Raw genomic sequence first — 13,832 nt, forward strand, 5'->3', positions numbered from 1 at the left:
GCAAAGAAGTCAGTCAGTTTGGGAGCACCCTTAGCACTTTGATGCTGTGCCGTAGATTAAACCTGACTTCTTTTTTCTCCAAGACTGTATGGTATCCAAGCACTCTGATTGTTCAGATGATGCTGCATGTACAAGGGAAGTGGCAGAGATGCGCAAATCTATCGGAATTGATGTCAGTAAAGAAAAACTAGACCTGTGTTGGTTGAGAGATCGCCAAACACGCAAAAAGAAAAGTAAAGTATTTAAAAACCAAAGAGCCTCCTTTGCCCAGCTGGTCACATGGGTATTAAGTAATACTGGGGCAGAACCTCAGGATATTCAGATTACACTTGAGGCAACCGGTGTTTACCATGAAGCGCTGGTCTATTATCTCCATGAACAAGGCTTCACTATTTTTATGGCGAATCCTGGTAAGGCCAAGAAGTATGCTGAATCAATAGGCCTAACCCATAAAACAGATAAGTCCGATGCCGCCATGTTGTCGTACTATGGCGAGGAGCAACCTCAAGATATCAGGTTGTGGCAACCAGAAGCGCCTGAAGTGCGTGAGCTGAAGTCTTTAATGCGACGCTTAAGCGCCTTAGAAAAAGACAAGCAGCGCGAACACAACCGCCTTGAGTCTTGTGAAATCAGCGATACATCTGATCGAGTCAGGCAATCATTGCATGAAATGATCACTGCTATCGAAGTCGAGATCGACAAGCTCAAACAGAACATTGATGAGCATATTGACCGCCATCCACCGCTGAAGAAAAACCGCAAGCTACTAGAGAGCATCAAAGGTATAGGCGAAGTGATGTCTCGGGAACTGACCTATCTATTTGCTGCCAAGCGATTTAAAACGGCAAAACAGGTCGCGGCCTATATGGGGCTAATCCCGAAGATGAAGGAGTCTGGCAAGATTAAGGGCTATACCGCTTTGAGCAAAACAGGCCCAGCACATCTTAGAGCCAAGCTCTATATGGCGGCAGTAACAGCCAAGCAGCATAACCCGGATATTCGAAGACAATATGAACGTTTGCTTGCGGCGGGTAAAACGAAAATGTCCGCTTTGGGAGCGGCCATGAGAAAGCTGGTTCAGGTATGTTTTGGCGTGGTTAAGAATCAAAGTGAATTCCAGGTTCAAACGGCTTAAAAAACAGTTTGAACCCGGTGGTGAGAGATGGTATCTACCGGGCAAAAGCGATGGGGCGATGTGCGGCAACATGCAGGGATACCTGTGAACCCACCTCAAACATCAGCGGCTCAAAGATTTCAGATTCAATACGACGGCCTGACGGCAACAACAGGTGATACACCACCGAATGACCGAGAAACTCTTTCTGCTCCACCGTCGCCATGACACTACCACTATCATGACTCGGCCGAATATCCGCAGGGCGAATAAACAGAGACAGCCGCTTGCCGGATTGTGCACCGAACGGCTCGGCAAACTCGAGGGTGCCCAGCTCGGTACGCACAGAGGTTTCATTTAGGCATTCAGCATCGAATAACTCTCCCTTACCAACAAACCCAGCCACCAGCGGATTAACCGGCTGATAGTAGAGTTCACTCGGTGAGCCCCACTGCTGCAACTCACCCTGCGCCAAAATACCCAACTTATCACTGATCGCGAAAGCCTCTTCCTGATCGTGGGTCACCATAATGGACGCAATCCCCTGATCTTTCAGAATCGCTCGCACCTCTAGGGCTAGCTGTCGGCGAAGGTCGGTATCCAAATTAGAGAAAGGTTCATCCATTAACAGAAGGTTAGGCTTAGGCGCCAGCGCTCGGGCCAATGCCACCCGCTGCTGCTGCCCACCGGACAGCTCATGGGGGTAACGGGCAGAGATATCCGGCAACTCAACCAGCTTTAATAGCTCGGCCACCGCCTGTCGTTTCGCCGCGCCGCTGTGCTTCTGCAGCCCGAAAGCAATATTGTCGTAGACGCTAAGATGCGGGAAGAGTGCATAATCCTGAAAGACAACACCGATACTGCGCTGCTCAGGTGGCAGAGCAGAACCGACGGTCGAGATTGTCTGACCATTCTGCAGAATAGTGCCCGCCAATACCGGATTAAAACCCGCTATCGCCCGCAGTACCGTTGTTTTACCGCAACCGCTGGGGCCGAGTAAGCAAGCAATCTCCCCCGACTGCAATTGAAAATTCAGTCGTTCGACAATCACGGCGTTGTCATAGCCGCAGCTGAGTGAGTTGAGTTCCAGCAGAGGAGTCATACGTCGGGCGCTCTCTATCCTAAATGAAAATGATTCTCGCTTATCTCAAGCGTTTTTTCAACCGCGATTCCTGCCAGCACAATGATAAACACCCTATTGATGAGTAAGCGGTATCAAGGGCTTATCTAGGTTCATACCGTCAGGTTTAATAGAAAGGCGTATCAATGCCCATCATCGTCAACAACCCCAGCAGCACCAACCAGAAAATAGCCGCCCGCCGAATCAACTTATTAAGGTTGATAATCTCTTCAGCCGCAAGATGTCTAAACTGCTCATCACCATTCGCTACCAACGGATAATGCCTGATATTTTCTTCCCCCAAAGCCCCAAGCGCAATACGGAACAACCATTCACGATGGCCCCAGGTGTTGGCTTGGGGATGTTTCAGCTGGTTGTAGGCACTCACCCCGTTCCCCACCATAAAGAATGTAAAACCTAACAGCTTGGCTGGTATCCCAATAATCAACGTAGAAAGCCAATCTCTTCCGTTAGCCTTGCGCTGTAACGACCAACCGGCCCACAGTGCCAAAAACAACCCTGGCAATCCAAGACAGATAAACCAAAACAGCAACGCAAAAAAACCGGTCAACGATAGATACAAATATTGCTGACAGATCGCATAATGTGCCGCTTGGCTATCGGTAACCTCATCGGTTCGCTGCAGTCCTAACAACCCCGCCAGCTTTAACCATGAGGTTTGAAAATCGCCTCGACACCAATCCCGATAATACTGGCCGGTCAGATCGCTAGGCGACCAGTTTTCCACAAAGAAGTAGAGCGCCAGTAACTCGATAGCCAATATCAAGACAGCAAGCTTCCAGTTGAAAAGCTCAAGCATTAACACTTCGCCTAACACCAAAACAACCATCAATAATAGCCAAGATCGCCCATTAGATGGCAAGCTTGCCCCAGCCCTGCTCACCAAGCTTTTAGATCGCCGCTTATAACGCCCGAGCAGCATCAGCAACATCACCGCGAGAAATTTCATCCTTGCCTCTCCATTGTCAGTAGACGGTTAAAATGCTCTCGATTAAAGGCCGGGCCGGGGTCGGTTTTACGCCCGGGAGCAATATCTTCATGGCCGGTAATATGTTCTGGGGTCATCGCCGGATAATAATCGATCAGTGCCGCCGTCACCCGTGCTAACTGCTGATATTGCTGTTCGGTATAGGGGGTATGATCGGCACCCTCTAGTTCGATACCAATGGAAAAATCATTACAGTTGCCACAACCCGCATATTCCGACTGTCCCGCATGCCAGGCACGCTGATCAAAGCTAACAAACTGAACTAACTGCCCAGTACGCTCAATCAATAGATGTGCCGATACCTGCAAAGTAGCAATCGTCGCAAAGTAGGGGTCGACTGACGGATCTAGTCGATTGAGAAAAAAATCCTGAATATAGCCACCGCCAAACTTTTCCGGCGGCAGACTGATATTATGAATCACCAGCAAACGCGGCACCTGATTAGCGGGGCGCTGATTAAAATTAGGCGACGGGCAGTGCTCAGCGGCACTCAGCCACCCCTCATTTAGGTGCAATTTCTCATTAAGTTGCGTCATTTTTCCTCTGCCAATGGCTACTTTACCCGGCGGGTTTCCGTTAAAATACCGACCGATGAATGAGGCCTCTGATAGTACCATGCCGTTCACACCAGACAAGCTATCTCAATAGTGCCGCTTTATGATAGCCGACTAACCGCAACCCAATGATCAATTTACGGAGCCCCCATGGCGAACACCCAACTGCTCAGCGATATTCCTGCTACTGTGCGTACCGCGCTGACGGAAGATATCGGTGATGGCGATATCACCGCCCAGCTCATTCCCGCCGAGCAACAGGGTAAAGCCCGAGTGATCAGCCGCGAAGAGGCGGTTATCTGTGGGGTCGAATGGGTCAATGAGGTCTTTCGTCAGGTCGATGAGATAGTCAAAGTCACTTGGCTCGTCGGTGACGGTGATCGCGTGGCGGCCAACCAAACACTGTTTGAGCTGGAAGGCTCTGCCCGCTCACTACTCACCGGTGAGCGCAGCGCGTTAAACTTTCTGCAGGCCCTCTCGGGCACCGCCACCATCAGCGCACACTACGCTTCACTGGTTGAAGGCACTGGGGTAAAACTGCTCGACACCCGTAAAACCATCCCAGGACTACGTAGGGCGCAGAAGTATGCTGTCAGCTGTGGCCACTGCTATAACCACCGTATCGGCCTCTATGATGCTTTCCTAATTAAAGAGAACCATATTATGGCCTGCGGTTCGATCGCCAACGCCGTCGCTACCGCCAAACAAAACGAGCCGGATAAACCCGTCGAAGTCGAGGTGGAATCCTTTGACGAACTGCTGCAAGCCCTCGATGCCAATGCCGATATCGTCATGCTGGATAACTTTGATCACGCAGGCCTGCGTTTAGCGGTACAGAAAAACAAACAGCACCCCACACCGGCAAAACTGGAAGCCTCCGGTGGTATCGATGAAACCACCCTGCGTAGCATCGCCGAAACCGGTGTGGACTATATTTCCATAGGTCTACTGACCAAAGACTGCAAAGCGGTTGATCTGTCGATGCGGTTTGTTTAATGGCTTTTAGCTACATACTTTAAGTTAAGTGCTTTTAGCCACTCATTAACTACAATCGTAAACCTGTAGCTTAGAGTTAGAGATCAATCACTCCTTGATCACTCTAAGCAGAAAACGAAAAAGTCCGCCCCTAGAGGCGGATTTTTATTTGATTTAGGGTTAAAATAATCCATTATTCATTCCAAAATAGAAACAATATCATCTTGAAATACCATACCCATTTTGAGCATAACCTTATACAAAAATGGTTAATCTGTGATTAGAAGGGTTAAACAGAACACATCTAACGTGCCACTCAACACCTACACCGATTAAGGTGCAGGGCGATGACAATCCGCCGCGCCGATCAATTCCCACTCGTCACTTTCCTGAATCTGCAGGATATCGTACACCTCAACCACGGTTTTATTGACGTTATTGTCCCACAGAATCTGGCAGATCTCGGTGGCACTGTCATTACGTTTTTCACCGTTTTCGCGGGGCAACATCCCAATCGCTAGAATGCCGCCATCCGACCACCAAACCGGTGTCGCTGGGTACTTATCCGGCTGTGCCGCTAGATCCGCCTCGACCGCTGCGCGCTTCTCTAACGATAATGGCTCTTCATAAAGGAAATAGGTCACCGCCGCGGCGATAACGATCAGAACAATAAATATGGTTTTTTTATTCATGGAGTACCGAGTAATCGACTGATAACAAAGTCACAGTAAATCAAAATCTTAACGAATAAACCAGTCGCCATTAGGTTAATTTTAGACATAAAAAAAGCGCAAATAAATTTGCGCTTTTTTGTCCATACTAAAAAAGATTAATCACAAAGGCCTGAAGCAATACAAGAACCACCGCTTGATTTCCACTCTAATGCACCCTTGCCATCTTCATCAGAACCTACAAGAATATAATCATCATCATCATCAGTAATATCTGTAGATGTCGCTGTAATTGATACTACATCAGCAGCAACGGCAACCGATACTCCACTAACAAACTTACCTACATCAGCACCATAAATCGCTTTACTCACAGTATTGTTCGCATTGGTACAGTTATCGAGGCCACTACTTGTCTGATAGCAAACATCGACAGCAGCTTTAACACCCTGAGTTGCATTTACTACTTCAGCAAACTTCGCACGGTTGGCATAAGTCTGATATGCCGGCAACGCAATCGCAGCCAGAATACCGATGATCGCAACCACGATCATCAATTCGATTAGGGTAAAACCCTGTTGTTTTTTAATAGTGTTTTTCATTTGTTATCTCTCCAGCGAGTAAAGTATTCATCATCGTCCCTGCTCCGAACGACTTCTTTCCCTTGCCATTATGGCTCTTCATCCATGCTCCTACGAGCCTGATATGAATAGTAACCTATTTTTTATGGCAGTCCAGTGACTTAAAGCAAGTGTCTGTTGATTCTCAAACCGACCAATAGATGTTACTTTACATATGGTTAATAATACAAGACAGTTAAGCTGTTAGCGGACTATTATAAGTTACAACTAAAGTCGCATACTTAGGCCGATAGGGCAGGTTATCATTTCCACACTGCTATTAATGACATTATGAGTACTTATATGAGTGTCTATACAAGCACCTATTAATAAGCACTTATAATGAGCGCCTATCAACAAGAGCAATATAGATAAAAATGGATTCTCTGAAACGATGAGTGTACAACCCTTTCAGCCGCTCAGTGGCCTTGCCAGACGCTTGGTAAACGATGGTGTTTTTTCATCCGATGTCGCTATGGATGCGCTAAAAACCGCCCGTAAAGACAATAAGCCCTTTATTGCCCATATCATCGAAAACCGCTTAGTGAGTGCATATCGGGCTGCCGCGGCGGCGGCCGATGAGTTCGGCATGCCCCTATTTGATCTCGATGTCATCGATATTGAAGCACTGCCCCAGGGGCTCGTCGATGAAAAGCTGATCACTAAACACCATGCGTTGCCACTGATTAAGCGTGAAAATCGCCTCTATGTCGCGATATCTGACCCTACAAATATTCAGGCGCTGGATGAGTTTAAGTTTCATACCGGCACCACCACCGAAGGGGTGATTGTTGAAGAAGATAAACTCTCCCACCTGATCGACACCTTTCTCGATGAACAAAACTCCGCCCTTGATGGCTTAGATGATGCCGATCTCGATAATCTGGAGATCGACGAAGGCATACAGGAACAACAGGAAGATAACGGTGAAGAGGCGGCCAGTGAAGCGCCCATCGTGCGTTTTGTTAACAAAATATTGCTCGATGCGATCAAAAATGGCGCATCCGATATTCACTTCGAGCCCTATGAGAAGACCTATCGCATCCGCTGCCGTATCGATGGCATCCTGCAGGAGGTCGCTAGACCTCCTTCTAACCTATCCCCCCGCCTTAGTGCCCGTTTAAAAGTTATGTCCCAGATGGATATCTCTGAACGACGGATGCCACAGGATGGCCGGATCAAGATGAAGATCTCTAAAAATCGGGCGATCGATTTTCGGGTGAACACCCTGCCCACCCTTTGGGGCGAAAAAATCGTACTGCGTATTCTTGACCCCACCAGCGCGCAGATGGGTATTGAAGCCCTCGGCTATGATGAGGATCAAAAAGAGCTCTTTATGCAGACCCTGCAAAAGCCTCAGGGGATGATCCTTGTGACCGGCCCCACCGGTAGTGGTAAAACCGTTTCACTCTATACTGGCCTTAATATTCTCAACACCGTAGAGCGGAATATCTCCACCGCGGAGGATCCTGTCGAGATCAACCTTGAGGGGATCAACCAGGTACAGGTTAATACCAAGGTAGGCCTGACTTTCGCCGAAGCCCTACGCTCCTTCCTACGACAAGACCCTGACGTGGTGATGGTGGGTGAGATTCGTGACCTAGAAACCGCCGAGATCGCCATCAAAGCGGCCCAGACCGGCCATATGGTGCTTTCTACCCTGCACACCAACAGTGCCGCCGAGACCTTAACCCGTCTACGTAACATGGGAGTGCCGGCCTTCAACATCGCTACCTCGGTATCCATGATCATCGCCCAGCGACTGGGCCGACGATTATGTTCCGGCTGCAAGAAACCGGTGACCATTCCGGAAGCCGCCCTATTGGAAGAGGGCTTCACTCAAGAGCAGATTTCCGCCGGTTTAAACCTCTTTGAGCACAACCCCGAAGGTTGTAGTAAGTGCAATAAGGGCTACAAGGGCCGGGTCGGTGTCTATGAGACGATGGCCATGACGCCGGAAATCGCTCAGGTAATTATGGACAATGGTTCATCCCTCGATATTCTGGCGCAGGCAAACGCTCAAGGCTTTAGATCACTACGTAAATCAGGCCTACGCAAGGTAATCCAGGGCGTCACCAGCCTAGAAGAGATGAACCGAGTAATTAAACTCTAATATCGTTCATTTTTTAATATATTCAATCTGCAAACGGATGCGATTCAGATGGCGAAGAAAGCAACAGATAAAACCCCTCTGACTTTTAACTGGGAAGGCAAGGATAAAAGCGGCAACCTAAGTAAAGGCGCCATCAATGCCGACAATATAGCCGAAGCAAAAGCGATGTTGCGCAAGCAAGGCATTATGCCGAAAAAGGTGCGTAAGCAAACCTATAGCATGTTCAGTAGCCATAATAAGCCAGTCAAACCCCTGGATATCGCGCTGTTTACTCGGCAGACCGCCACCATGCTCAAATCGGGCGTGCCGCTACTGCAGGGCTTTGAGATCGTCGCCAACGGGGTCGAAAAAGCCCAGATGAAAAAGATAATCTACGACCTGAAATCCGATGTCAGCGGCGGCACCAGCTTTGCTAAAGCCTTAGAACGGCACCCTAAATATTTTGATGATCTCTACTGTAACCTCGTACATGCGGGCGAAAGCTCCGGTTCGTTAGAGACCATGCTCGACCGGATCGCCAGCTATAAAGAAAAAATCGAGACCCTTAAAAAGAAAATTAAGAAAGCCCTTACCTACCCCATTGCCGTTATCGTGATCGGCCTAGTCGTATCGGCCATTCTGTTGATCAAAGTAGTACCCCAGTTTGAGAGTGTCTTTTCCAGCTTCGGTGCCGACCTGCCCGCCTTTACTCAGTTCGTGGTTGGCCTATCGGTGATTGCCCAAGATTGGTGGTTTGTTGCCATTATCGTCATTGTTGTGGCCGGTTTTGCCTTCACCAAAGCCCATGAAAAATCACGGGCGTTTCGACAATGGCTCGACAGGTTTGTGCTTAAAATACCCATCATTGGTCAGATTTTACACAACTCGGCGATTGCCCGGTTTGCCAGAACCTTAGCCACCACCTTCGCAGCAGGCGTTCCCTTAGTGGATGCGCTGGAATCTGCCGCCGGCGCGACAGGCAATATCGTCTACGAGAACGCGGTCATGCAGATAAGAAGCGGGGTCTCGACAGGTCAGTCACTGCAGAACGCCGTCACCATGACCGGACTCTTCCCTGCCATGGCCACCCAGATGATCGCCATCGGTGAAGAAGCCGGTTCACTGGAGATGATGCTGGATAAAGTCGCCAGCTATTACGAAGAGGAGGTGGATAACGCCGTGGATAACCTCTCAACCCTGATCGAGCCGATGATTATGGCCATTTTGGGTATTCTTGTGGGTGGTCTGGTTATCGCCATGTATCTACCGATCTTCCAGCTCGGTAATGTTGTGTAGGTTAACTAGGCCAAAAACTAATTTCATTTCACTTATTAAGGGCTGACCTCTACAGCCCTAGGCCGGATGATACCCATGTACGAAATCATTGCCGCTACACCTTGGCTGGCGATAGCGTTAACCGCTGTTTTCTCTTTGTTGATCGGCAGCTTTCTCAATGTGGTGATTTATCGCCTACCGTTGATGATGGAGCGGGAATGGCAACAGATGGCCGAAGACGCCGCGGCCACTGAAAACCATGCTATCCTCGTGCAATCCTCCGCCACGGACCAGCCATTGTCGTCCATCGAGCCATCGGACGCATCAGAACAACCGGCAAACAACGACGCAACTGAAGCATTTAATCTTTCACAACCCGCTTCCACCTGCCCCCACTGTGGTCACCTGATTCGTTGGTATGAAAATATCCCACTCATCAGTTACTTTCTGATACTCAGGGGGCGCTGCAGCGGTTGCCAGAAACCTATCTCTCTGCGCTATCCGCTCATCGAACTGACCACCGCCACGATCTCCGCCTTTCTTGTGTATCAGTTTGGTTTTAACCCCGCCGCTTTCGCGATTGTTTTCTTTAGCTGGTGCCTGATCACGCTCACAGCGATCGATATCGATCATCAACTGCTGCCGGACAAGATCACTCTACCGCTGCTCTGGATTGGCCTCATACTCAATAGCTTCGATTATTTCACCAGCCTCCCCTCCGCCCTCTGGGGCGCTGTACTCGGTTACCTGTCACTCTGGTCCGTGTATTGGCTATTTAAGCTGATCACCGGCAAGGAGGGCATGGGCTATGGTGATTTCAAGCTACTGGCAGCCTTAGGCGCATGGGCAGGCGCCGAAATGTTACCGCTGATCATTCTAGCCTCGTCATTAATCGGCGCTATTATTGGTGGCTTGATGATCGTCATCCGTCGACAGGGCTCACAAACCCCCATGCCTTTTGGCCCTTACCTAGCGGGTGCTGGCTGGATCGCGCTGTTATGGGGCGATAACCTTACCGCTTGGTATCTGCAACTGCTAAACTTATAGAGTGTTGAGTGGAAACACTAAAGGTCAGCGCCCCAAGTACCTTATGTAAAGGTGCCTTTTTAAGAGCTTTTTTTAAGAACTTGCTTAAGAGCTTCTATTTAAGAACTTCTTATTTAAAGGCTTATTGTTTAAAGGTTACTTATTTAAGGGTTATTGCTTAAGGGCTTTCGCCAAACGACATTTAGAGCACCTCAATCAACCTAAGCTGATAAAACACTAAATTCAGAGAGACTGATATGTTTGTAGTGGGTCTTACCGGTGGCATCAGCAGTGGCAAATCCGCTGTTTCCCACCTATTTGAACAACTGGCGGTGACTGTTATTGATGCAGACATAGTCGCCCGTGAAGTGGTTGAGCCCGGCGAACCGGCATTAGACCAAATTAGCCAACGGTTTGGCGTGGAGATACAACTCCCTGATGGTCAACTGAATCGTAAATTTCTGAGAAAAATCATTTTCGAAGACCCGATGCAACGGGATTGGTTAGAGCAACTGCTACACCCGCTGATTCGGGATCGTATCTTGTTAAAGCTGGATCGATGCGCCTCTGACTATGCAATCCTCTCCTCGCCTCTGCTACTGGAAACCGACCAACATCTGTTGGTCAACCATATCCTGGTAGTCGATGTTGACGAAGCCACACAGATCAGCCGCACGATGGCACGGGATAATACCGATGCCGCACAGGTAAAAGCGATTATCGCCGCGCAGATGCCCCATGATGAGCGTGTCGCTAGAGCACACGACCTGATTGATAATAGTCGCTCAATCGATGACCTCAAACCCCAAATAGAACAGTTACATTTAAAGTTCCTCGCCCAAGCAGAGCTGGAACGGGAGTCCGACCTTGGCCAATAACCCCAACAGCCGCTCACAGGGTAAAAAACCCCTCGTCGCCTGCCCTTGTTGTAAAAAAGAGCAAGAATGGAGCAGCGAGAATCCGTTCCGGCCGTTCTGCAGCGAACGCTGCAAAATGATCGATTTAGGCGCTTGGGCAGCCGAAGAGTATCAAATCGCTGCCGAACCCAGTGTCGACGATTACAGCAGTAGCTTTGAAGATGCCGAAGGCAGCGATTATCTCGACCGGCCATTACATTAATCACAGTAAAGCTGTGATGGCGTTCATTGTGATCTAGCCTTTATTTGCCGGTAGGAGCTGCCTCTGGCTGCGATTATGTTGATCCGGCCTTATCGCCCCTAGAAGGGGCTCCTACAGGCAATAAACGCGCTGAATTTTGCTGTAGGAGCTGCCTCTGGCGGCGATGATGCTGATCCGGCCTTATCGCCCTTGGAAAGGGCTCCTACAGGCAACGGAAGTGCTGCATTTTGCTGTAGGAGCTGCCTCTGGCAGCGATGTTGTTGATCCGGCCTTATCGCTCCTAGAAGAGGCTTCTACTGGCAACGGAAGTGCTAAATTTTACTGTGGGAGCTGCCTCTGGCTGCGATTATGTTGATCCGGCCTTATCGCTCCCACAAACCCTGAGCTTTGATGTGGGAACGGCCTCTGGCGACAATCGTTTTTATCCTCTATATAAAGCTATATATCTAATATCTTTAACGAGGACGATATGATGAAAGGGAATTCATCGGCTCTGCGTAAAGGCCGCTATTCTGAACCTGGCAGAATTTATCTCATCACCTTTGTCACATCCAATCGCGAACACCTGCTGGCGAACCTATACTGCGGACGACTCGTGGCAGCCTCATTAAACTTTTCAGGAAATCCTTCAGATACCCTTGCCTACGTCGTGATGCCAGATCATATTCATTGGCTTGTGCAATTAAAAAAGGGTTCTCTGAATCATTTGGTTCGCTCAGTTAAAACCTATTCAGCGCGACAAATAAATAAACATTTATCGAGGCTGGGGCCTGTGTGGCAAAAGGGTTTTCATGATCATGCGTTGAGGCATGAAGAAGATCTGATCAATCTTGCGCGTTATATTGTTATGAACCCCGTAAGAGCGGGTTTAGTGAGAAATATCAGAGAATATGCGTTATGGGACGCTGTTTGGTTATAAAGACCACAAAATAGCCATCTATTACCTCTGACTATCATTGTTTAATCTGGTTTTATCGTTCCTGGAAGGGGCTCCTACAAGCAAGAGAAGCACTGAATTTTTCTGTGGGAGCAGCCTCTGGCTGCGATGCTGCTGATCCGGCTATATCGCCCCTAGAAGAGGCTCCTACAGGCAACAGAAGTGCTAAATTTTGTGTGGGAACTGCCTCTGGCTGCGATGTTACTGATCCATCTTTATCGCCCCTGGAAGGGGCTCCTACAGGCGAGGAAGGTGCTAAATTTTACTGTAGGAGCCGCCTCTGGCTACGATGATGCTGATCCGGCCTTATCGCCCCTAGAAGGGATTCCTACAGGCAAGGGAGGTGCTAAATTTAGTGTAGGAGTTGCCTCTGGCAGCGATTACTTGCGAATCAGCAGCGAAAACCGCTAATGGCCGCAATCCCCTGACCTCCCGCCTCGATAGTTTTTTCGAGATCATCGACAGAGACACCACCCAAGGCATACACCGGCAATCGGGTTTCACTCACCAACCGGCGAAACTCGTCCCAACCGAGTGGAGAAGCATCAGGATGACTGGCGGTCTGCTGTACCGGCGACAGTGTTATATAGTCCAGCCCTAACCGCTCCGCCTGCTTGATCTGTTCGCTTGAATGACAGGAAGCACTTAACCAGCGACCTTTAAAATCGGCCCGGTTATCGAGCTGCATCAAACGATCAGAACTCAGGTGCACCGAAGCAACCGTATTAGCCGCTTCAATTGAGGTATTCCAGATTAGCAACAAGCCTTCATAGGCCGCAGAAAGCGCGGTATAGAGCGATAACTGCTCAGCATCACTCAGATGCTTTGCACGCAGCATAACCGCGCCAGCCCCTTTTAAAAGCGCTGTATCGATAAAATCAGAGTATTCTTGCGGCGCTAACGCCGGTGTGATCGCTATCGTCGCAGGTAATAAGAGTGCATTTACAATAGGTTGGTTTGCCGCAGGAAAATGATAATCCGTCAGCTCGCTCAATTGAATCCATTTCAGCGGCTGCCCTTCTCGCCCATAAGCTTCACCGCTAAACCGGTTAACCCGATAAACATCCAGCAGCACCGATTTATCCGGATAATGATAAGGCACCTGAATCAGCGGCGTTGTCGCTAACGGGTCGATCTCAATCCCGAGCTCTTCTTGCAGCTCCCGGGCTAAGGCATCACGCACCGTTTCACCCGCTTCAACTTTGCCACCGGGAAACTCCCATAAGCCACCCTGATGTTGCTTCTGATGACGCAACGCCAGCAGTAGCTCACCGGACTCATTAAAGATCGCTGCCGCAGCCACGTGAATCACTTTAGACA

The 13,832-nt window shown here is 49.1% G+C and carries 14 protein-coding genes; 8 read left to right on the plus strand and 6 right to left on the minus strand.

The features are described from left to right. The first annotated feature begins 148 nt into the window (after positions 1-148). Positions 149-1,135, plus strand: coding sequence for an IS110 family RNA-guided transposase (locus EH243_RS13040; RefSeq protein ID WP_126159117.1), 987 nt, complete (start codon positions 149-151; stop codon positions 1,133-1,135). 34 nt (positions 1,136-1,169) lie between these two features. Here EH243_RS13040 and EH243_RS13045 read toward each other — a convergent pair whose 3' ends face one another. From EH243_RS13045 to ampD, 3 genes are all read right to left on the minus strand, one after another. After that, the gene (locus tag EH243_RS13045) at positions 1,170-2,216 is read right to left on the minus strand and encodes an ABC transporter ATP-binding protein (protein WP_126159118.1); all 1,047 of its coding nucleotides are present in this window, start codon (positions 2,214-2,216) and stop codon (positions 1,170-1,172) included. A 145-nt stretch (positions 2,217-2,361) separates the two neighbouring features. Then, positions 2,362-3,204: a hypothetical protein gene (locus EH243_RS13050; RefSeq protein WP_126159119.1), complete on the minus strand. Its 843-nt coding sequence runs from the start codon at positions 3,202-3,204 to the stop codon at positions 2,362-2,364. Beyond that, the gene (gene ampD, locus EH243_RS13055; RefSeq protein ID WP_206441622.1) at positions 3,201-3,779 is read right to left on the minus strand and encodes a 1,6-anhydro-N-acetylmuramyl-L-alanine amidase AmpD; all 579 of its coding nucleotides are present in this window, start codon (positions 3,777-3,779) and stop codon (positions 3,201-3,203) included. The genes EH243_RS13050 and ampD overlap by 4 nt, the downstream gene beginning before the upstream one ends. Before the next feature lie 168 nt (positions 3,780-3,947). On the opposite strand from ampD, the gene nadC reads away from it, so the two are divergent. Next, positions 3,948-4,793 carry a carboxylating nicotinate-nucleotide diphosphorylase gene (gene nadC, locus EH243_RS13060; RefSeq protein ID WP_126159120.1) on the plus strand — a complete coding sequence of 282 codons (846 nt, stop codon included), beginning with the start codon at positions 3,948-3,950 and terminating at the stop codon, positions 4,791-4,793. Between the two features lie 311 nt (positions 4,794-5,104). Here nadC and EH243_RS13065 read toward each other — a convergent pair whose 3' ends face one another. Both EH243_RS13065 and EH243_RS18790 read right to left on the minus strand, forming a co-directional pair. After that, positions 5,105-5,464: a hypothetical protein gene (locus tag EH243_RS13065; protein ID WP_126159121.1), complete on the minus strand. Its 360-nt coding sequence runs from the start codon at positions 5,462-5,464 to the stop codon at positions 5,105-5,107. A gap of 137 nt (positions 5,465-5,601) precedes the next feature. Continuing rightward, a complete protein-coding gene (locus EH243_RS18790) occupies positions 5,602-6,045 on the minus strand; it encodes a pilin (RefSeq protein WP_126159122.1) in 444 nt (147 codons plus the stop codon). Between the two features lie 412 nt (positions 6,046-6,457). On the opposite strand from EH243_RS18790, the gene pilB reads away from it, so the two are divergent. The 6 genes from pilB to EH243_RS13100 all read left to right on the plus strand — a co-directional run bounded on the left by pilB (position 6,458) and on the right by EH243_RS13100 (position 12,494). Beyond that, positions 6,458-8,176 carry a type IV-A pilus assembly ATPase PilB gene (pilB, locus tag EH243_RS13075; protein WP_126159123.1) on the plus strand — a complete coding sequence of 573 codons (1,719 nt, stop codon included), beginning with the start codon at positions 6,458-6,460 and terminating at the stop codon, positions 8,174-8,176. Positions 8,177-8,224: 48 nt separating this feature from the next. Beyond that, positions 8,225-9,451: a type II secretion system F family protein gene (locus EH243_RS13080; RefSeq protein WP_126159124.1), complete on the plus strand. Its 1,227-nt coding sequence runs from the start codon at positions 8,225-8,227 to the stop codon at positions 9,449-9,451. Positions 9,452-9,517: 66 nt separating this feature from the next. Continuing rightward, positions 9,518-10,477 (plus strand): prepilin peptidase, encoded by a 960-nt coding sequence (locus tag EH243_RS13085; RefSeq protein ID WP_241235079.1) that lies wholly within the window; start codon positions 9,518-9,520, stop codon positions 10,475-10,477. Positions 10,478-10,713: 236 nt separating this feature from the next. Beyond that, positions 10,714-11,334, plus strand: a complete 621-nt coding sequence (gene coaE / locus EH243_RS13090; RefSeq protein WP_126159125.1) for a dephospho-CoA kinase — start codon at positions 10,714-10,716, stop codon at positions 11,332-11,334. Then, positions 11,324-11,575, plus strand: coding sequence for a DNA gyrase inhibitor YacG (locus EH243_RS13095; protein WP_126159126.1), 252 nt, complete (start codon positions 11,324-11,326; stop codon positions 11,573-11,575). Before coaE ends, EH243_RS13095 begins: the two co-directional genes overlap by 11 nt. Before the next feature lie 469 nt (positions 11,576-12,044). Beyond that, the gene (locus EH243_RS13100) at positions 12,045-12,494 is read left to right on the plus strand and encodes an REP-associated tyrosine transposase (protein WP_241235080.1); all 450 of its coding nucleotides are present in this window, start codon (positions 12,045-12,047) and stop codon (positions 12,492-12,494) included. Positions 12,495-12,903: 409 nt separating this feature from the next. Here the strand turns inward: EH243_RS13100 and EH243_RS13105 are convergent, their stop codons facing one another. Further along, on the minus strand, positions 12,904-13,824 hold the full coding sequence (locus tag EH243_RS13105) for a Nudix family hydrolase (protein WP_241235085.1): 921 nt from the start codon (positions 13,822-13,824) through the stop codon (positions 12,904-12,906). Positions 13,825-13,832 lie beyond the last annotated feature (8 nt).

The sequence above is a fragment of the Amphritea opalescens genome (genome assembly GCF_003957515.1).
GTDB lineage: Bacteria > Pseudomonadota > Gammaproteobacteria > Pseudomonadales > Balneatricaceae > Amphritea > Amphritea opalescens.